Origin of the sequence: Pseudomonas sp. 8O (genome assembly GCF_902506495.1) — a bacterium.
GTDB lineage: Bacteria > Pseudomonadota > Gammaproteobacteria > Pseudomonadales > Pseudomonadaceae > Aquipseudomonas > Aquipseudomonas chaetocerotis.
The window spans coordinates 136,853-156,890 of sequence record NZ_LR733265.1; the positions used below are offsets into that span (position 1 = coordinate 136,853).

At 62.3% G+C, this 20,038-nt stretch carries 17 protein-coding genes; 3 read left to right on the plus strand and 14 right to left on the minus strand.

All coding sequences use genetic code 11. From position 1 onward, the window contains the following. Window positions 1–88: 88 nt before the first annotated feature. Complete coding sequence (locus GV002_RS14240) at window positions 89–1,273, minus strand: NAD(P)/FAD-dependent oxidoreductase (protein WP_160019043.1); 1,185 nt, start codon at window positions 1,271–1,273, stop codon at window positions 89–91. A 206-nt stretch (window positions 1,274–1,479) separates the two neighbouring features. On the opposite strand from GV002_RS14240, the gene GV002_RS14245 reads away from it, so the two are divergent. Further along, complete coding sequence (locus GV002_RS14245; RefSeq protein WP_160019044.1) at window positions 1,480–2,211, plus strand: substrate-binding periplasmic protein; 732 nt, start codon at window positions 1,480–1,482, stop codon at window positions 2,209–2,211. On the opposite strand, the gene GV002_RS14250 is transcribed toward GV002_RS14245, so the two are convergent. The 3 genes from GV002_RS14250 to mdtD form a co-directional block, all read right to left on the minus strand. Next, entirely contained in the window at window positions 2,212–3,447 is a 1,236-nt protein-coding gene (locus GV002_RS14250; RefSeq protein ID WP_160019045.1) for a diguanylate cyclase domain-containing protein, read from the minus strand. A 212-nt stretch (window positions 3,448–3,659) separates the two neighbouring features. After that, the gene (gene dbpA / locus GV002_RS14255; RefSeq protein WP_160019046.1) at window positions 3,660–5,036 is read right to left on the minus strand and encodes an ATP-dependent RNA helicase DbpA; all 1,377 of its coding nucleotides are present in this window, start codon (window positions 5,034–5,036) and stop codon (window positions 3,660–3,662) included. Window positions 5,037–5,085: 49 nt separating this feature from the next. Continuing rightward, window positions 5,086–6,507 carry a multidrug transporter subunit MdtD gene (mdtD, locus tag GV002_RS14260; RefSeq protein WP_160019047.1) on the minus strand — a complete coding sequence of 474 codons (1,422 nt, stop codon included), beginning with the start codon at window positions 6,505–6,507 and terminating at the stop codon, window positions 5,086–5,088. A gap of 144 nt (window positions 6,508–6,651) precedes the next feature. Here mdtD and torT point away from each other — a divergent pair, with 144 nt between their 5' ends. Continuing rightward, window positions 6,652–7,671, plus strand: coding sequence for a TMAO reductase system periplasmic protein TorT (gene torT / locus GV002_RS14265; protein ID WP_160019048.1), 1,020 nt, complete (start codon window positions 6,652–6,654; stop codon window positions 7,669–7,671). Here the strand turns inward: torT and betA are convergent. From betA to GV002_RS24340, 10 genes are all read right to left on the minus strand, one after another. After that, window positions 7,660–9,366 (minus strand): choline dehydrogenase, encoded by a 1,707-nt coding sequence (gene betA, locus GV002_RS14270; RefSeq protein ID WP_160019049.1) that lies wholly within the window; start codon window positions 9,364–9,366, stop codon window positions 7,660–7,662. The two genes, torT and betA, sit on opposite strands and share 12 nt — an antisense overlap. 165 nt (window positions 9,367–9,531) lie before the next feature. After that, entirely contained in the window at window positions 9,532–11,004 is a 1,473-nt protein-coding gene (gene betB / locus GV002_RS14275) for a betaine-aldehyde dehydrogenase (protein WP_160019050.1), read from the minus strand. 392 nt (window positions 11,005–11,396) lie between these two features. Beyond that, entirely contained in the window at window positions 11,397–11,987 is a 591-nt protein-coding gene (gene betI / locus GV002_RS14280; protein WP_160019051.1) for a transcriptional regulator BetI, read from the minus strand. 130 nt (window positions 11,988–12,117) lie between these two features. Continuing rightward, window positions 12,118–12,588, minus strand: a complete 471-nt coding sequence (locus tag GV002_RS14285; RefSeq protein ID WP_160019052.1) for a hypothetical protein — start codon at window positions 12,586–12,588, stop codon at window positions 12,118–12,120. A gap of 146 nt (window positions 12,589–12,734) precedes the next feature. Continuing rightward, window positions 12,735–13,586 carry a glycine betaine ABC transporter substrate-binding protein gene (locus GV002_RS14290; protein ID WP_160019053.1) on the minus strand — a complete coding sequence of 284 codons (852 nt, stop codon included), beginning with the start codon at window positions 13,584–13,586 and terminating at the stop codon, window positions 12,735–12,737. A 208-nt stretch (window positions 13,587–13,794) separates the two neighbouring features. Then, the gene (locus GV002_RS14295; RefSeq protein WP_160019054.1) at window positions 13,795–14,739 is read right to left on the minus strand and encodes a choline ABC transporter substrate-binding protein; all 945 of its coding nucleotides are present in this window, start codon (window positions 14,737–14,739) and stop codon (window positions 13,795–13,797) included. Window positions 14,740–14,768: 29 nt separating this feature from the next. Continuing rightward, window positions 14,769–15,647 carry an ABC transporter permease gene (locus GV002_RS14300; protein ID WP_100547501.1) on the minus strand — a complete coding sequence of 293 codons (879 nt, stop codon included), beginning with the start codon at window positions 15,645–15,647 and terminating at the stop codon, window positions 14,769–14,771. Then, window positions 15,640–16,845: a quaternary amine ABC transporter ATP-binding protein gene (locus GV002_RS14305; protein WP_160019055.1), complete on the minus strand. Its 1,206-nt coding sequence runs from the start codon at window positions 16,843–16,845 to the stop codon at window positions 15,640–15,642. The genes GV002_RS14300 and GV002_RS14305 overlap by 8 nt, the downstream gene beginning before the upstream one ends. A gap of 959 nt (window positions 16,846–17,804) precedes the next feature. Then, complete coding sequence (locus tag GV002_RS24335) at window positions 17,805–17,966, minus strand: hypothetical protein (protein WP_256667094.1); 162 nt, start codon at window positions 17,964–17,966, stop codon at window positions 17,805–17,807. Continuing rightward, window positions 17,966–18,139 (minus strand): glycine betaine ABC transporter substrate-binding protein, encoded by a 174-nt coding sequence (locus tag GV002_RS24340; RefSeq protein ID WP_256667095.1) that lies wholly within the window; start codon window positions 18,137–18,139, stop codon window positions 17,966–17,968. Before GV002_RS24340 ends, GV002_RS24335 begins: the two co-directional genes overlap by 1 nt. 667 nt (window positions 18,140–18,806) lie before the next feature. Between GV002_RS24340 and GV002_RS14315 the strand changes: the two genes are divergently transcribed. Then, the gene (locus tag GV002_RS14315) at window positions 18,807–19,901 is read left to right on the plus strand and encodes a GlxA family transcriptional regulator (protein ID WP_100547499.1); all 1,095 of its coding nucleotides are present in this window, start codon (window positions 18,807–18,809) and stop codon (window positions 19,899–19,901) included. Window positions 19,902–20,038 lie beyond the last annotated feature (137 nt).

Sequence of the window (20,038 nt, forward strand, 5' to 3'; positions counted from 1 at the left end):
CGTAGCTTCGAGTCTGCCGTTCATAGCAGAGTCTGCGCTGCATCGGCAGTTCCCGCTGCGCCGTCGATTGGGGCGCAATATTTCAGCCTCAGACGTATTGCGCGGCGGCGTAGCCCGACGCCCAGGCCCACTGGAAGTTGAAGCCGCCCAGGTGGCCGGTGACGTCGAGCACTTCGCCGATGAAATACAGGCCAGGCACCTTGAGCGATTCCAGCGTCTTGGATGACACCTCGTCGGTATTCACCCCGCCCAGGGTCACTTCTGCAGTGCGGTAGCCTTCGGTGCCAGCCGGTACCAATTGCCAGTCGGACAGGCGCTCGGCAATCGTCTTGAGCTCGCCGGGCGTGTACTGCTTGAGCGGTTTGTTGGTGAACCAGCTGTCGACCAGCAGGGTCGCCATCTTTTTGGTGAACAGCTCGGCCAGCAGGGTTTTCAGCTCGCTGTTGCCACGCTCGCGCTGCTGGGTGGCCAGCCATTCGGGCAGATCGATATGCGGCAGCAGGTCGATATGCACGGTATCGCCCGGCTGCCAGTAAGAGGATATCTGCAGGATCGCCGGGCCGGACAGGCCACGGTGGGTGAAGAGGATGTTTTCGACGAAACTCTGCCCATTGCAGCTCACCCGGCAGTCCTCCACCGAGGTGCCGGAAAGCTCCGTGCACAGCGTCTTGAGCTGCGGGTCGGTGAGGGTGAAAGGTACCAGCCCGGCGCGGGTCGGCAGCAAATCGTGGCCGAATTGCCTGGCCACCTGATAACCGAAGCCAGTGGCGCCGAGGGTCGGAATCGACAGCCCGCCGCTGGCGATCACCAGTGACTGGCAGACCACTTCGCCGAGGTCGCTTTGCAGAAGGAAGCCGCCTTCGGTCTTTTCGATACTGTGTACCGCCGTACTCAGGCGAATCTGTGCGCCAGCCTCGGCGCATTCGGCCAGCAGCAGTTCGAGGATGTCGCTGGATTTGTTGTCGCAAAACAGCTGGCCAAGCTTCTTCTCGTGGTAAGGCACGCCGTGCTTGGCCACCAGGCCGATGAAGTCCCACTGGGTGAAGCGTGCCAGGGCGGACTTGCAGAAGTGCGGGTTGCCGGAAAGGAAGTTGTTCGGCTCACAGTACAGGTTGGTGAAGTTGCAGCGGCCACCACCGGACATGAGGATTTTCTTTCCGGCCTTGTTGGCATGGTCGAACACCAGCACGCTGCGGCCACGGGCTGCGGCAGTGGCAGCACACATCAGCCCGGCGGCGCCTGCGCCGATGATCAGTACGTCGGTTTGCAACACGAAATGTCCTCAGGTGAATCGCTGACGCAGCCAGCGCTGCGCGGAAACCGCTGAAGTTTACCCGAAGCCGCTCTGGGCCGACGTTTCTGTCGCCGTGCGGCTGGCAAGTGTGTAACGCCCGATTGACTGTCTCAGATATGAGACAGTGACGAGTGGCCTCGTGCCTGCTATCACTAGAACTGATCATTTCGGATGGACCACCACCCATGCTCGCAGTGCGTGCCTGGCTATTGCTGTTGCTGCTGTCGCCGGTATTGGCCTCGGCCGAGCTGCTGCGCCTGGTGGCCGACCCCTGGCCGCCGTTCAATGATCAACGGCTGCCCGGCAAAGGTCTGGCCAGTGATCTGGTGGAGCAGGCGCTCGCCCGTGCCGGCTACACCACCCGCTACGTGGAGGTGCCCTGGGAGCGTGCGGTGCTGGGGCTCAAGCGTGGCGATTACGATGTACTGATCAACGCCTGGTACAGCGCCGATCGTACCGAGTACGGCTATTTCTCCCAGCCCTATCTGGTCAATCGCATCCGCTTCATGCGGCGCAAAGGGAGCGATATTCGGTTCGAGACCCTGGCCGATCTCTACCCGCACAGCATCGCGGTGGTCAGGGGCTATGCCTATTCCAGGGAGTTCGACAGTGATCCGCAGTTGCTCAAGGTCGGCGTCGGCAGCTTCGAGATCGCCGCGCGGATGCTGCATGCCGGGCGCGTGCAACTGGCGCTGGAGGACGAGTTGGTGGCGCGCCACCTGCTGGGTCGCAAGCTGAGCGCCATCCGCGATGAACTGGAGTTCCTGCCGCAGCCCTTGAGCGAGAACGGCCTGCATATCCTGATACGCCGTAGCCATGCGCAGCATCGCGACATTGCCAGGCGTTTCGATGCGGCGATTCAGGCCATGAGCGACGACGGTAGTTATGCCGCGACGCTGCAGCGCCACAGCCCCTGATCAGGCCAGTACGGTGCGGGCACGGCCCTGCTGCTTGGCCCGATACAGGCGAATGTCGGCTTCATGCAGCAGGCTTTCCAGATCCTCGGGTTCACCCTGATAGAGGCCCGCGCTGAACGATAGCGCGGGCGCACCGACGGCATAGTGCAAGCTGGCGCACTGGCGGCGCAGTTTATCCAGTGCCTGAGCCACATGATCTGCGCCATGCAGGGTCAGCAGGGCAAATTCCTCACCGCCCAGGCGGCCCAGCAGCATGTCGGGGAAGGCATTGCTCATCGCCCGGGCGAACACCACCAGGGCGCTGTCGCCGCTGGCATGGCCGAAGCCGTCGTTGATCTGCTTGAAGTGGTCGAGATCGAGCATGGCCACGCTGACCTCGCGACTTTCCCGTTGTGCCTTCTGCAGTATCTGCATGCCTTGTTCGTAGAAGGCGCGGCGGTTGTTCAGACCGGTCAGGGCATCGAACTGCGCGGCCTTTTTCAGTGCGCGCAACAGGTCGCGTCGCTCCAGGGTCGACATTACCCGGCAGTTCAGCTCTTCAGGGCAGAAGGGTTTGCGCAGGAAGTCGTCGGCACCGTGCTTGATGAACTGCGCACTGAGCGACCCCTTCGGGTCGGCGGATACGCCGATGATGATCAGGTCATTGAGGCGCAGCTTCTGTCGCAGCAGCTTGACCAGCTCGAAACCGCTGACACCGGGCATGGCATGGTCCAGCACCAGCAGGTCGATATCCGGGTGCTCGCCCAGCTGGCGCAGGGTCTCTTTGCCGTCGCTGGCCTCGATGATCTGATAGTGGTGCGGCTCGAGGATATGGCGGATGTAATGGCGCTGCGCCGTGGAGTCGTCGGCGATGAGAATCTTGATATGGCTGTTGTGGTCGAGCCGGTGCAGCAGACGGAAGGCGTACTCGTAGGAGTGCTGGCTCTCCTTGAGCACGTAGTCGACCACGCCTTTCATCAGCAATTCGTCGCGGCGCTGTTCGTTGTAGCTGCCACTGAGCACGATGCACGGCAGGTGATAGCGCATCACCAGATCGACGCTCTCGCCATCCGGTGCATCCGGCAGGTGCAGATCGACGATGGCAGCGAAGAACAGTGCTGCCGAGGTCTCCAGCATGACTTCCGCTTCTGCCAGTGACGCGCAGAAGATCGGCTCCAGATCGGTTTCCTGACGAAACAGATGCTCGAGGATCTTCAGTACCAGTGGGCTGTCTTCAATGACCAGAATATTGCGCATGGGTGACTCCGGCCCAGGCCGTTTGACTCTTTATATCAGCCTAAGAGCCTGTTCGCGATCTTGCGAGCTAGAGCGATACAAAACCGATGGCGGCCCCGCAAAAACAAGCGAGGAGCGGTCGGAGTCGCGTTCGACTTTACGAGCGGTAAATGAGCATCCGAGCTTGTTTTTAACGCAGTAGCGCCGACGCGCAGCAGGTCGCGAGCAGGTTCTTACAATAGACGCACACGCAGCGTTCTGCCCTTGATCTTGCCTTCGGTGAGGCGCTTGAGCGCCTGGCGAGCGACGTCGCGTTCGACTGCGACATAGGCCTGGTAGTCGAAGAGGGCGATCTTGCCGACCTGGTTACCGGGCAGCCCGGCGTCGCCGGTCAGGGCACCGAGGATATCGCCCGGGCGTAGCTTGTCCTTGCGTCCGGCGCCGATGCAGATCGTGTGCATCGGCGGCAGCAGCGGCTCACCCGTCGCCTTGGCTGCAGGCAGCGGGTACCAGGCCAGTTCCTTGCCCTGCAGGGTTTCGATGGCTTGGGCACGACCGGCTTCGGCGGGCGCCACCAGGCTGAGTGCCAGGCCTTTCTCGCCAGCGCGACCACTGCGGCCGATGCGGTGGATATGCACCCCGGCATCACGCGACAGCTCGACGTTGATCACCATTTCCAGCCCGGCGATATCCAGGCCGCGCGCTGCGACGTCGGTGGCCACCAGCACGCTGAGGCTGCGATTGGCGAACAGCGCGAGAATCTGATCGCGATCACGCTGTTCCAGATCGCCATGCAGGGCGGCGGCGGAAATCTTCTCGGCCTCCAGCTGTGCGGCCAGTTCGTCACACTGTTGGCGCGTGGCGCAGAAGGCCACGGTCGGTTGTTTGCGGAAATGCCGCAGCAGGGTGCTGACCGCCTCCATGCGCTGGCTCGGCGCTATTTCGTAGAAGCGCTGCTCGATCTGCCCGTCGTCGTGCTGTGCCTCCACTTCGACCCGCTCCGGGCTACGCAAAAAACGCGCGGCAAGCTGCTCGATGGCGGGCGGGTAGGTGGCGGAGAACAGCAGGGTCTGGCGCCGTGCCGGGGTCTGCTCGATGATTTCGCTGATGCTGTCGATGAAACCCATGTCGAGCATGCGGTCGGCTTCGTCGAGTACCAGGGTATTGAGCCCATCGACTTTCAGTGTGCCCTTGCGCAGGTGCTCCTGCACGCGTCCCGGCGTGCCGACGATAACGTGCGCACCGTGCTCGAGCGAGCCGATCTGCGGGCCGAAGGGTACGCCGCCGCAGAGGGTAAGCACCTTGATGTTGTCGGCAGCACGGGCCAGGCGACGGATCTCCTTGGCCACCTGATCGGCCAGTTCGCGCGTTGGGCACAGCACCATGGCCTGGCAGCCGAAGTAGCGCGGGTTGAGCGGGTGCAGCAGGCCGATGCCGAAGGCTGCGGTCTTGCCGCTGCCGGTCTTGGCCTGGGCGATCAGGTCGCGGCCCTTGAGAATCAGCGGCAGGCTGGCGGCCTGGATGGGCGTCATCTCGGCATAGCCGATGGCGGCGAGATTGGCCTGCATGGCGGCAGAAATGGGCAGGCTGGCGAAGGCAGTAGCGGTCACGGCAAGAGCTCGGGGGTGATGAAACAGGCCGGCAGTGTAGCAGGCCCGCTCATTCGTCCGCTGAAACCTCGATATTGCGCCCGCTACGGCCATCTTTCGTGTCCAGTTGCAGGAAGATCGCCGCCGCCAGCATCGACAGCAAGCCCACGCACAGATAGGTCGCCTGGAACGCCTCCAGCACATGGCCGTTGTCGCCCAGCTCGCGGCTGAAACCGCTGAGCAGCGCCGCCGCCGACGCAACGCCAAGGCCCATTGCCAGCTGTACTACTACCGACAGCAGGCTGTTACCGCTGCTGGCGTCGCGGTTGTCCAGGTCGATCAGCGTTACCGTGTTCATCGCGGTGAACTGCAGCGAGTTGCAGGCGCCGATCAGGCTCAACTGGATGATCAGCTGCAAGGTCGAGGTTTGTGCATCGACCAGGGCCAGGCTGGCGATCAGGGCGCCGAGCAGCAAGGTGTTGCTGGTGAGGATGTTGCGGTAGCCGAGGCGCTCGATCAGCGGCCTGGCCAGGGGCTTGGCTGCCATGGCCGCCAGTGCCAGCGGGATCAGGCTCATGCCGGCCTGGGCCGGCGAATAGCCCATCGCCAGTTGCAGCAGCAGCGGCGTGAGGAAAGGCAGCGCGCCGCTGCCGAGGCGGGCGAACAGGTTACCGATGATGCCCACGGCGAAGCTGCGGGTGTGGAACAGCTTGGGTGCGAACAATGGTTGCTCGATGCGCCCGGCGCGGAGCCAATAGGCGGCCAGGCAGGCCATGCCGCCGAGCAACAGCAGCACCACGCGCATGGTCGGCAGGTGCAATTCGCCGAGCCCCTCCAGGGCTACGGTGATCAGCAGCATGGCGGCGCCGAACAGCAGAAAGCCGGCGGTGTCGAAGCGGCTGCGCTCAGGGCCGCGCAGGTCGGGCATATGGCGCAATGCCGCCCAGCAGCCGAGCAGCCCCACCGGCAGGTTGATCAGGAAGATCCAGTGCCAGCTGGCCACCTCCACCAGCCAGCCGCCCAGGCTCGGGCCGATCAGCGGGCCGAGCAGGCCGGGCAGGGTGATGAAGCTCATGATCCGTACCAGCTCAGAACGCGGATAGGCGCGCAGCACCACCAGGCGCCCGACCGGCATCATCAGTGCGCCGCCCAGGCCCTGGATGACGCGTGCACCGATCAGCATGCTCAGCGACTCCGACAGTGCGCAGAGCAGCGAGCCGAGGCTGAACATGGCGATGGCGCCGAAGAAGATGCGTCGCGTGCCGAAGCGGTCGGCGACCCAGCCCGAGGCCGGGATCAGCAGGGCCACCGTAAGCATGTAGGCGATCACCACCGACTGCATGCGCAATGGATTTTCGCCGAGATCGGCGGCCATGGCCGGTAATGCGGTGTTGAGGATGGTGCCATCCAGCGTCTGCATGAAGAAGGCGATGGCTACTATCCAGGGCAGCAGGCGGGCGGTTCTGGGGTCGAGCAGGGTGGGGTTGGTCATGCTGTTCTCATGGTCTGTGCGCTCCACTCTAGGCCGCCGACCGAGCCCGGGCAACTGTGGGTTGCCGATGTGCAAGCAGGTGTCCGAGGTGGTGCTACGCTGGGGTTACTGGCACATCGCCCCGCAAGGGCTAAGGACGGCGTCATGCGCTGGTTGACTCTGTGGCTTTCGCTGGCTTGCCAGTCGCTGCTGGCGGCCGAGTGGTTCCCTTATCCGGTACGTGCCGATGGCCGCATGCTGGACTACCGGCCTTTGCCAGTGGCCAGCCAGCCCTGGCGTATCTGCGCGCTGCTGCCCCATGGCAAGGACCGCTACTGGTGGGGCGTGGCCTGGGGGCTGGATCAGGAAGCCAGACGTCTTGGCGTGCGGCTGGGTATCTACGAAGCCGGTGGCTACGAGTATGCCGAGGTGCAGGTGGAGCAGTTCGAGCATTGTGTAGCCGAGGGCGCCGATGCCTTCGTCGTGGCCAGTATCAACACCTATGACCTGTGCAGCGCAGCAGACGTGCAGATCAAGGCCGGTCGGCCGGTAATCGATCTGGTCAATCGCCTGGAATGCCCGGGGCTCAGCGCGCATTCGCGCGTCGACTTCGCCGACATGACGCGTGCCACGCTCAAGTATCTGGTACGTGTCAGTGAGGGGCGGCCGATTCAGGTCGGCTGGCTACCCGGCCCGGCCGATGCTGGCTGGGTGCAGGATGCCGAGCGCGGTCTGCGTGATGCCTTGCCTGGAACCCGGGTGAACCTGATCCATGGTGGCTATGCCCCGGTGGATCGCAGTCGGCAGGCGCAACTGGCGCGCGAGCTGTTCAAGCAGCATCCGCATCTCGATTACCTGATCGCCAATGCCGAAGCAGCGGCCTTCGCCGCGCAACTGGTGCGCAACATCGGCTCCGAGGCGCAGGTGCTGTCGCTTTACGCCACCGAGCGGGTACTGGAGCAGATTCGCGAGGGACAGGTATTGGCTGCGCCCACCGATTCACCGGTGATTCAGGCGCGCATCGCCCTGGACCTGGCCGTTCGTGGCCTGCAGGGCGAAAAACTGCCGCAACTGGTGAGCCCGCAGATCGAGATGCTCGACGCCGGGTCCCTGGATCGTTTCGACCTCGGCCGGCTGATGCCGCCCGAGGGGCACTGGATGATCCGCCAGGAATTACCCGACTAATCTGTCTTCCTGCCTGCGCAGCGGCGTACCACGCACCGGGCGTTCGCCCGCGACGAAATAGGGTGCGTTGCTGCGCGGTAATGGCTGGCGCCCGCGAATCCGGTCCGCGATCTTCTCGGCGATCATGATGGTGGTGGCGTTGAGGTTGCCGGTGATGATCTCCGGCATGATCGACGCATCCACCACGCGCAAGCCCTGCAGGCCATGCACGCGGCCCTGACCATCGACCACCGCCATGTCGTCCTCGCCCATCTTGCACGAGCAGGAGGGATGGAAGGCGGTTTCGGCATGCTCGCGAATGAAGGCATCCAGCTCGGCGTCGCTCTGCACATGCGCGCCAGGGCTGATTTCACGCCCACGGTAAGGATCGAGCGCTGGCTGCGCCATGATCTCGCGGGTAAGGCGTATGCCGTCGCGAAACTCCTGCCAGTCCTGATCGGCGCTCATGTAGTTGAAGAGGATGCTCGGGTGCTGGCGCGGGTCCTTCGACTTGAGCTGGATGCGTCCACGGCTGGGCGAGCGCATCGAGCCGACGTGAGCCTGGAAACCGTGCTCGTTCACCGCGTTGCTGCCGTTGTAGTTGATCGCCACCGGCAGAAAATGGAACTGGATGTTGGGCCAGGCGAACTCCGGGCGCGTGCGGATGAAACCGCCGGCCTCGAACTGGTTGCTGGCGCCGATGCCGTTGCCGGCGAACAGCCATTGCGCGCCGATGCCAGGCTGGTTGAGCAGCTTGAGCGCCGGGTACAGCGACACCGGTTCGGTGCATGCGTACTGCAGGTACATCTCCAGGTGATCCTGCAGGTTCTGGCCGACGCCGGGCAGTTCATGTACCAGCGGGATATCCAGCTCGCGCAGCAGCGCGGCGGGGCCGACGCCAGAGCGTTGCAGAATCTGCGGCGAGGCGATGGCACCGGCGCACAGCAGCACTTCACGACGTGCACGGGCTTCGGTGGCGTTGTTCGAGTTGCCGATCAGATAGTTGACGCCGCTGGCACGCTTGCCGTCGAACAGAATGCGGTCGGTGGTGGCGTGGGTGACGATGGTCAGGTTGGGACGCGCCCGTGCCTGGTCCAGGTAGCCGCGCGCAGTGCTGGCGCGGCGACCTTCCGGGGTCACGGTGCGATCCATCGGGCCGAAGCCTTCCTGCTGATAGCCGTTGAGATCATCGGTGCGCGGATAGCCGGCCTGCACGCCGGCCTCGACCATGGCGTGGAACAACGGGTTGTTGCCGGCCTTGGGCGTGGTCACGCTGACCGGGCCGTCACCGCCGTGGTAATCGTTGGGGCCGATGTCGCGGGTTTCTGCCTTGCGGAAGTACGGCAGGCAGTCGAGATAGCTCCAGTCTTCCAGGCCTTTGGCCGTGGCCCAGTTGTCGAAGTCCAACGCGTTGCCGCGGATGTAGCACATGCCGTTGATCAGCGATGAGCCGCCCAGGCCCTTGCCGCGTCCGCATTCCATGCGGCGGTTGTTCATGTACGGCTCGGGGTCGGTCTCGTAGGCCCAGTTGTAGCGCCGGCCCTGCAGCGGGAAGGCCAGGGCGGCGGGCATCTGGGTACGAAAGTCGAGGCGATAGTCCGGCCCGCCGGCTTCCAGCAGCAGCACGCTGACGTCGGCGTCCTCGGTCAGACGGGTGGCCAGCACGTTACCGGCCGAACCGGCGCCGATGATGATGTAGTCGAATTCCTGGGTCATGGCTCCTCCTGTTGCCCGGCTGTGATCCGGGAAAACCTGGATGAATGTCCCCGGATGGCATCCGGGCTACGGGGCGGCGGCTTTTGGGTAGGAGCGGATTTATCCGCGATGTTTTTCGCGGCTGAAGCGGTGCGCCGCCCGGCCGCTCCTACGCTGCGATGGGGTTCAGAACACCGAGGTGTAATCGCCCATTTCCAGTTGCACCGACTTGATACGGGTGTAGTGGCCAAGGGTGACCAGGCCGTTCTCGCGGCCGACACCGGACTGCTTGTAGCCGCCCACCGGCATCTCGGCCGGCGACTCGCCCCAGGTGTTGATCCAGCAGATGCCAGCTTCCAGCTTGTGGATCACTCGGTGTGCGCGATTGAGGTCGCGGGTCACCACGCCGGCAGCCAGGCCGTAGTCGGTGTCGTTGGCGCGGCGGATCACTTCCTCTTCGCTGTCGTAGATGAGGATGCTCATCACCGGGCCGAAGATTTCCTCGCGCACGATGGTCATGTCGTCCCGGCAGTCGGTGAATACGGTGGGGGCGACGTAGGCGCCCTTGGCATAGTCGCCATCGGTGACGCGCGAACCACCGATCAGCAGGCGTGCGCCCTCACGGCGGCCTTGCTCGATGTAGCCGAGCACGCTTTCCATGTGCGCGTAGCTCACCAGCGGGCCGAAGTTGGTGGTGTCGCTGAGCGGATCGCCGAGACGGATACGCCCCACCCGCTCCAGCACCTTGGCCTCGAAGCACGCCTGCAGCATGCGCGGCACGAACACGCGGGTGCCGTTGGTGCACACCTGGCCGGAGCTGTAGAAGTTGGCCATCACCGCGATGTCGGCGGCGCGGTCCAGGTCGGCGTCCTCGAATACGATCAGCGGCGACTTGCCGCCCAGCTCCATGGTCACTTCCTTGAGGCTGGAACTGGAGGCGCTGGCCATCACCTTCTTGCCGGTGACGGTGCCGCCAGTGAAGGAAATCTTCTCGATGCCTGGGTGCTCGGTCAGCCATTGGCCGACTTCGCGGCCGCTGCCGGTAAGCACGTTGAACACGCCGGCGGGCAGGCCGGCCTCGGTGTAGATCTCGGCCAGTTTCAGCGCGGTCAGCGAGGTTACTTCGCTGGGCTTGAAAATCATCGCGTTGCCGGCGGCCAGGGCTGGTGCGGACTTCCACAGGGCGATCTGGATCGGGTAGTTCCACGCGCCGATGCCGGCGACCACGCCCAGCGGCTCGCGGCGGGTGTAGACGAAGGAGGTTTCGCGCAGCGGGATCTGCTCGCCTTCTATCGCCGGGATCAGGCCGGCGTAGTACTCCAGCACGTCGGCACCGGTGACGATGTCGACGTAGCGGGTTTCGGACAGTGGCTTGCCGGTGTCGAGGGTTTCCAGCTCGGCTAGTTCATCGTTGCGCTCACGCAGGATGTCCACGGCCTTGCGCAGAATGCGCGAACGCTGCATGGCGGTCATCGCCGCCCACACCTTCTGCCCTTCGGCTGCGCTGGCCACAGCACGGTCGACGTCGGCCTGGCTGGCGCGCTGCACCTTGGCCAGCACCTCGCCGGTGGCCGGGTTGATGCTGTCGAAGGTTTCTCCACTGCTGGCGGCGACGTACTGACCACCGATGTAGAGCTGCTGTTCGGCGAAACGGGGCATGGGCTGTCCTCTGCACTTGGCAATCTGCTTGGAGAACAGCCTATTTTATTTAAATTGAACGATCAATCAATAAAAACGACAAGGCGCAGCCAAACGCGACATGCTTGTCAGGTGCGTGGAGGTTGGATACTGCCAGCCGCAGGGCGTAGGGTGCGCCGTGCGCACCGAGCGATCCAAATGATCAGAGAAAGGGGTTGTACGCGGTGCGCACAGCGCACCCTACGAAGCTGTTCGGGACGCTTTGGTATTCGCTTGAGACTGGTGCGCACAGCCAAGGTGGTCCCGCGACACCCTACGGGGTGTTGCCAGCCACAGGGCGTAGGGTGCGCCGTGCGCACCGAGCGACCCAAATGATCAGAGAAAGGGGTAGTACGCGGTGCGCACAGCGCACCCTACGAAGCCTTGGCCAACTGCAGGTCGAGATAGTCGTAGGCAATGCGGCGTGCCTGTTCGGTGTCGAAGGCTTCGCCGGAAAGCGCGCCGCGCAGCCACAGGCCATCGATCAGCGAGGCCAGGCCGCGAGCTGCGAAGCGGGCCTGATCCTTCGGCAGCGCGCGATGGAATTGACCGCACAGATTTGAGTACAGGCGGTGATCATTGACCCGCTGCAAGCGGCGCAGGGCCGGCTGATGCATGCTGCTGGCCCAGAACGCCAGCCAGGTTTTCATCGCCGGGCCGCTGACCTGACTTTCATCGAAGTTGCCATCGATCATTGCCTTCAAATGCGCGCGTGGGCTGTCCTCGCGCAATGCACGACGGCGTTGTCCCACTGCATTGCTGAGCGCCTGCATCAGGTGACGCATGGTGGCGTCGAGCAGGCCGTTCTTGTCACTGAAGTAGTGGCTGATGATGCCATTGGATACCCCGGCCAGGCGGGCGATATAGGCGATGCTGGCATCGGCCATACCGACCTGGTCGACGGCTTCCAGGGTGGCGGCAATCAACTGCGAACGACGAATGGGCTGCATGCCGACCTTGGGCATGGGGATCTCCAGCGGGTGAAGTTGGGCCGGAGTCTAGGCGGATTTTGATCGTTCGATCAATTACATGGAACAACGAGATGCCGTGTGGCACAAGGATGAGCCTAGAGTGCACTGTGCATATCGCCTTTGATTAGTAGAGCCACCATGGAACAGGCGTTCCTGGAGACTGGCCGCACATTCCGATGGAGCAGAGTCGATTGAGGCCTGCTTCTGTCGGTTGAATACTTGCTTGGGCTTTCGAGTCGAAGGCGATGCGGAATCTCGCAGCTGCAGTACTCAATACTGAAGCCTGCAACTGATCCTTCCCGCAATCACCAGCATCTACGGATAAGGCGTAGTCGCCCAAGGGCAGTTTGAATATGGCTGATTCTTCAGGTTTGAGCCGCACGCTCAGCTGGCCATCAATGTAAATTGCGACATCACAGCTACTTCCGCTAAATCCTTTATCCCGGTTGATCACCAGGTATTGAAAGGGCTCGGATGGTATTTCCTGATAATTAAACAATCGTTCGGGGGACACCGGTATTGCGCGATTGGCTGGAACTGACTGGGTTGCGCATCCGGCAAGCAGCGGAATGATGGCTAGGGATAGCAGGCGCATGCAGGTCGTCCTTGAACTTGAATTGATCTCCAGCTTATCGAGGTGATCTGCAGAAAGCACTCAGGATTTCAGAAGGTAAAGTCGACTTTGTAGCGGAGAGAAAAAAGCGGGCCGAAGCCCGCTTTGTGATGTGACTGGAGGAGGGCTTACTTCAACCAACTCTCCACGCGCTCCGGGTTGGCGGCGATCCAGTCCTTGGCGGCCTGGTCCGGCTTGGCGCCTTCGCGGATGGCCAGCATCACCGCGCCGACTTCTTCACCGCTCCAGGAAATCTTGCTGAGGAAGGCGGCAGCGTCGGCAGCCTTGCCCTTCAGTTCCGGGTTGGCCACGGTATCGACGCGCTCGTCGTCACCAAAGACTTTCTTCGGATCTTCGAGGAAGCGCAGTTTCCACTTGGCGAACATCCAGTGCGGAATCCAGCCGGTGACCACGATCGGCTTCTGCGCTTTCTCGGCGCGGGTCAGGGCGGTGGCCATGGCCGGGCCCGAGCTCGGCATCAGCTTGATGCTGGCCAGGTTGTATTCCTTGATGGCGTCTTCGGTGCGACGCATCACGCCGGCGCCAGCGTCGATGCCAGTGATCTTGCCGTCGAAGTCCTTGGCGTATTTCTCCAGGTCCTCGATGCTCTTGGCTTGTACATAGTCCGGTACGATCAGGCCGATCTTGGCGCCGGAGTAATTGGTGCCGAGGATTTCCACCTTGTCCTTGAGCTTCTCGAAGTACTCGCCGTGGGTGGCTGGCAGCCAGGCAGAGAGGGTGGCATCGAGGTCGCCACGGGCCACACCCTGCCACATGATGGCGGGTTCGACCGGCTTCAGTTCGACCGTGTAGCCGAGTTTGCTTTGCAGGATTTCACCGGCGACATGGGTGACGGCGACGCTGTCATCCCAGCCGTTGACGTAGCCGATCTTCAGAGTGGGCTTGTCGGCGGCCAGGGCGCTGCCCATGCCGATGGCCAGGGCGGCAGCGCCGAGGCAGAGGTGCTTGATTACGCGCATGTTTGTTGTGCTCCATCAGTGAGTGGCAGTTGCAAGATCGTTGACTGGCTCGTTCTCATTGCGGGCCTTGCGAATCCGTGTTGCGCAGCAGATTGCCGGTTCGCGGGCAAAGCCTCCCCATCACGGCCAGAAAGCAGCCGCTAGTGGTTTACGAGGAGGTTTCCGGGCTCGACCCCTGAGGTTCGAGCCCGAATCAGGTTGTGGCTTGTTACAGCCCTACGTATTTCTTCACGGCGGCAACGCCGTCCTGACCGTCAAAGGTGGTCACGCCGCTCAGCCACTGATCGAGGATCGCAGGGTTGGCCTTGATCCACTCCTTGGCGACGTTCTGCGGGTTTTCCTTTTCCAGGACCTTTTCCATCAGTTGGCTTTCGATATCGACGGTGAACTGCAGGTTGTTCAGCAGCTTGCCGACGTTCTCGCAGCGCGCCTCGTAATCCGGCGGCACAACGGTGTAAACCTTGGCCGCGCCGTAATCGGGGCCGAACACGTCGTCACCGCCGGAAAGATAGGTGATGTCGTGCTGGGTATTCATCGGGTGCGGCGCCCAGCCGAGGAAGACCACCGGCTCTTTCTTCTTGATGGCGCGCGATACCTGCACCAGCATGCCGGCTTCGCTGGACTCGACCATGCGGAAGTCGCCGAGGTCGAACTGGTTGTTCTTGATCATGCCGTCGATCAGCAGGTTGCCGTCGTTACCCGGCTCGATGCCGTAGATCTTGCCGCCCAGCTGGTCCTTGAACTTGGCGATGTCCTGGAAGCTCTTCAGGCCGGCTTCGGCCGCGTAGGTCGGCACGGCCAGGGTGTACTTGGCACCCTCGAGGTTGGCCTTGGGCAGTACCTTGACGCCATCGTCCTTGAGGAACGGCTCGATCACCGAGTCCATTGACGGCGCCCAATAGCCAAGGAAGACATCGACCTGGCCGCTCTTCACGCCGGTGAAGGCGATGGGTACCGAAGCCATGATCTTGCGCGGCTGATAGCCCAGACCTTCGACCAGGGTCATGGCCACACCCGTGGTGGCGGCGATGTCGGCCCAGCCAATCTCGGCGAAACGCACCTGCTTGCAGCTCGCCGGCTCTGCGGCCATGGCGCCCTGCATCAGTGCGCAGGACAGCAGGCCGATGGCGGCAGTGGTCTTGATCATTTTCATCTGCGGTTCCCTGTGAAGTGAAAAAATGTTTACTGGCGCTGCAGCTTGCCGCTGAACCAGGCAAAGATGCCGCCGCGGGCGGTCTGCTTGGTGCCGAAGCTTTCAGTGATGCGGTCGAGAATGATTGCCAGCAGCACCACGGCCATGCCGCTTTCGAAGCCTAGCCCGATGTCCAGGCGCTGGATACTCGCCAGCACATCGTTGCCCAGGCCACCAGCGCCGACCATCGAGGCGATGATTACCATCGACAGGGCCATCATGATGGTCTGGTTGACCCCGGCCATGATCGACGGCATGGCGTTGGGCAGTTGTACCTTGAACAACAGCTGGCGGCTGGTGCAGCCGAAGGACTGGCCGGCCTCGACGATTTCCTTGTTCACCTGGCGAATGCCCAGGCTGGTCAGGCGCACCGCCGGCGGCATGGCGAAGATCACCGTGGCGATGATGCCGGGCACGCGGCCGAGGCCAAAGAGCATCGCTGCCGGAATCAGGTAGACGAACGCCGGCATGGTCTGCATGAAGTCGAGGATCGGCCGGATGATGGTCGCCACGCGCTCGCTCTTGGCGGCCCAGATGCCCAGCGGAATACCCAGCAGCAGGCTGATCAGCGTCGAGGAGAAGGTCAGGCCCAGGGTTACCACGGTCTGTTCCCAGAAGCCGGTCATGACGATGAGGATGAAGGCCACTGCGGTGAATACCGCGAAACGTGCGCCGATGCGCCACAGGCCGAGGGCGACGAAGATGGCGATCAGCAGCCAGGCCGGCGGCAGCATCAGCAAGGCTTCGATGCCTTCGGAGAAACCGCTGACCACCTTGCCAATGCTGTCGAAGGCACCGCTGTAGTTGTCCAGCAGGTGCTGGACGACGTCGTTGACCCAGCTACCCAGGTCGAGTTTCTTGTCACTCATGGGATTCCCCCTGCAGTCGGGTCAGCAGACGGCCCTTGCTGATGGCACCGCAGTAGTGGCCTTCGGCGTCCACCACAGGGATCGGACCTTCGTTATCCACCAGGCGCGTGATGACGTGTTCCAGCGGCATGTCTTCGGGTACCGGTACCACGTGCTTGAGCGCATCCGCCTCGAGTGGCCTGGGTTCGTCGCCGTCGACCATCAGGGCGATCTTTTCCAGGCTGATGGAGCCCTGGAAGTTGTTCTGCTCGTCGACGATGAAGGCGTAGTGTTTGTCCAGCGCCTGCAACTCCTTGCAGATCATTGCCGCATCCGGTGCCCTGCCGTTGTAGACATAGGTCGGCACGCTGTCGGCCTTGAGCTGGCCGGCGGTGAGGTAGCGGCTGGTGTCGACGGTGTCGAAGAAGTTGCGCACGTACTCGTTGGCCGGCTTTTCGATCAGCTCCTGCGGGGTACCGACCTGGATCAGCTTGCCACCTTCCATGATGCCGATGCGGGTGCCGATGCGCATGGCTTCTTCGATGTCGTGGGAGACGAAGATGATGGTGCGCCGGTGGGTCTTCTGCAGCTCCAGCAGCACGTCCTGCATCTCACGGCGCTTGAGCGGGTCGAGGGCGGAGAAGGCCTCGTCCATGATGATCATCGACGGGTTCACCGTCAGCGCGCGAGCCAGGCCGACGCGCTGCTGCATGCCGCCGGAGAGCTCGTGCGGGTACTTGTGGGCGAAGGTGTCCAGGCCGACCTGCTTGAGCACTTCCATGGCGCGTTTCTCGCGCTCCTTACGGCCGGTGCCGGCAACTTCCAGACCGAAGGCGGCGTTGTCCAGCACGCTGCGCGAAGGCATCAGGGCGAAGGACTGGAAGACCATGCTCATGTCGCGCCGGCGCAGGTCGATCAGTTGCGATTGCGGCAGCTTGGCCACGTTCTGGCCATCGATGTAGACATCACCGGCGCTGGGTTCGACCAGGCGATTGATCAGACGGATCAGGGTGGACTTGCCGGAGCCGGACAGGCCCATGAGAACGAAAATCTCGCCCTCTTCGACACTGAATGACACATCGCTGACGCCGATCACGGCGCCTTTCTCGGCCAGAATCCTCTCCTTGCTCCAGCCTTCCTTGAGCAGGTCGATGGCTTCTTGTGGGTTGGAGCCGAACACCTTGTACAGGTGTTCGACCACGATCTTTCCAGACTGCATGGGACGTTTCCCCTTCAATCGGCATCCAGTTCACGCTGGCACGGCTGGGCACGCATCGTCGAAGCGTAGATCAGCTGTGTCAGGCCTCTGATACCTGTGTGGGTGTTTGCTGAGTTTCGAGGTTGGCGAGCGTTTCGCTGCGGGCATCGACTGTGGCGCTCGGGCACGCTGCAGCGCACGCCTGACCGCATCGTAGTTGCAACCTGTTGATGAGTGACCACTGTCTTGCCGTGCTGCAAACCGCTTTCCAAACCCTCTGGCAGTGTTTCGAAGCCCATTCCCTTGGGGGTTCATGCGTCGTCCTGGCGCATGCGTACATCCGAAATTTCTTGTTGGGCTGGCGCCCTGTCGATGGTGGGCCAGCGCTTGTATGTTCTTCGGTCCGGGGCGGTGGGCCCCAGTCTGCCGTTCCCCTTGGGAGGCGGCAGCGACGTCATCGGCTGACTCAACGATATAGTCTTGGGCTCTGCGCAATTATCGGTTTGCGACCCTGACGTGTTGGGCGACGACATGGCCCGTCACACCCTGTATTTTTCCATGTTTTCGCCGTTTTCCGGGCTCCTGAAAGCACTGCGTGATGCCGTTTTGAATAGCGCTCGATGTAAGCATCGAGAAGCGCTTTCGAGAACGTGCTTTAAAAACCTTAACAGACTTTTTCGTCCCTTGGCCAAGGCTGAAAGCCGCGCCGGTGCTGGTTTTCAGCTCTTCAAGCGAGGCGCAGGCGGCGTAGCGCGGGGGCTGTGGCGATGTTGAAAAAAATTTACAGAGAAGGGTGGTGTAGTGCCGAAAATCGCTGGAAAAGCGAAAGGCGGCGCAATGTGACCAATTGGTCGCGCCTAGTGCAGGTCGCGCGCCTGAGCGTGATTCTCTGCGAGATGAGGGAAGGCCCTTTCGGACTGTGAGGCGACCTTTGCTTTTTGCCATTTTATTGGTTTTTCTCGGCCATTTCGTCGAATTTATCAGTCATTTACTGTCAGTGATACGTCGAGGACCTTGCTGGCAGGGCCACCTTGATAGCGGGTCACGCCTTCCAGCCAGGTCGTAATCATCTGCGGGTTGTCTTCGATCCACTGCTTGGCCACGCGGCGGCGGTTGGTATTGTCTTCCGGTACGGCACTCATCAACTGGTTTTTGCGCTGATGGTGAAGGTCATATTGCGCAAAAGCCGAGCCAGGTTGGGACACTGCTCGCTCAACCCGCCGCGTGCCACCGTGTTGACCTGTGCCGCTCCGTGATTGGCACCGAAATATTCATCGCCACCGGCCAGATAGCTCATCTTCAGACGCTCGTTCATCGGATGCGGTTCCCAGCCGAGAAAGTCCATTTGCCCGGGCGTTAAGGAGGTGGGCCGCTCTTCGGGGGAGAAGCCGCGCTGGCATGCCGAGAAAAGACTCAGACACGGACGGCCGCCGCGGCGCGATTGGATATGCGTGAGTCGGTTGGGTATCTGGGTGCGCTGGCGAAAGTTGGATCATCGCGAACCCGTTGCAGATTCATCAGGATGCACCTCTCCATGGAGGTCCCGGCGGATGACACGCCGGCGAGCGTTGACCTTTGCTGGTGCAGCGATTCTGGCAGAAGCCCGCGTTTCGCGAGCTTTTGGTGCGACGCTTGCCGGCGTCGATGCCATCAAGCGTGACCGGTCGGTCGATGTTGTTACCGTCTGTCCGTTACTGGCAGCCAGAGATGCCGTAGCAGGTCACTCAGGCCGTGCTACCAAAATGCTCAAAGCCTTGTAGAAAGAGGCTTTGAGAGCATTTCGTAAACTCTGAAAACAGGGTCAGGAAGCCCGTCCAGCGCGCCATTCATCAACGTTTCAGTTTTTATTGAACGCTTGATCAATTTAGGCATGGCCTTTGCGTAGAGATGCATAGCCGCCCGGTTTTCAAACCTGGCCAGGATAAAACAGAGGCCCACTTCAATTGGGCTCATACCGTGCTTAGCGTGAGAGGGTTCCATCAATGTCGCAGTTCAGCCAAGGGGCGCAACCCCAGAACCGTGTCGCCCAGTCCATCGGCTTCCTGCTCCTGGATAACTTCACCCTGATTTCTCTCGCTTCGGCGGTAGAGCCCCTGCGCATGGCCAACCAGCTTTCCGGCAAGGAGCTGTTTCGCTGGCATACCCTGACTCATGATGGCCTGCCGGTCTGCGCCAGCGACGGTTTGAAGATCACTCCGGACGCCACCATGCAAAGCGCCCCGGCGTTGGATGCGGTGATCGTCTGTGGCGGTGTGGATATTCAGCACAGCGTCAAGCGTGAACATGTCAGTTGGCTGCAACTGCAGGCGCGCCAGGGGCGCTTGCTCGGTGCGGTGTGCACCGGCAGTTGGGCGCTGGCCAAGGCTGGTCTGCTCGACGGCTACGATTGCAGCGTGCATTGGGAGTGCCTGGCCTCAATGCAGGAAGCCTTCCCGCGTGCGGCCATCACCACTCGCCTGTTCTCCATCGACCGCAATCGCCACACCTCCTCCGGCGGTACCGCGCCGATGGACATGATGCTGCACCTGATTGGCCAGCAGCACGGCCGCGAACTGGCCGCCGGCATCTCCGAAATGTTCATCTACGAGCGCATCCGCAACGAGCAGGATCACCAGCGTGTGCCGCTCAAGCACATGCTTGGCAGCAACCAGCCGAAGCTGCAGGAAATCGTCGCGCTGATGGAAGCCAACCTGGAGGAGCCGATCGACCTCGACGAGCTGGCCTGTTTCGTCGACATCTCCCGTCGTCAGCTCGAGCGCCTGTTCCAGAAGTACCTGCACTGCTCGCCGTCGCGCTACTACCTGAAGCTGCGCCTGATCCGCGCGCGGCAGTTGCTCAAGCAGACCAGCATGTCGATCATCGAAGTGGCCTCGGTCTGTGGTTTCGTCTCCACCCCGCATTTCTCCAAGTGCTACCGCGAATACTTCGGCATTCCGCCGCGCGATGAACGTGCCGGTCAGCAGGGCAACAACCTGGTGATGCTGTTGCCGATTCCCGAGCATCAGGTCAACTCCAGCGCGGTGCTGGCGCTCAACCGTGCGCAAGGCGAGTCGACCTTCGCTAGCGTGCGGATCTGAGTCGAGCCGCAATGAAAACGGGGCGCCAGTGGCGCCCCGTTTTCATTGTGTCGTTGCTGTAGGGTGGGCTTTAGCCCACCACTCTGTCAGTGGTCCAATTTTAGGTTGACCCCATCCCTGTCTGCTTTTGGTGGGCT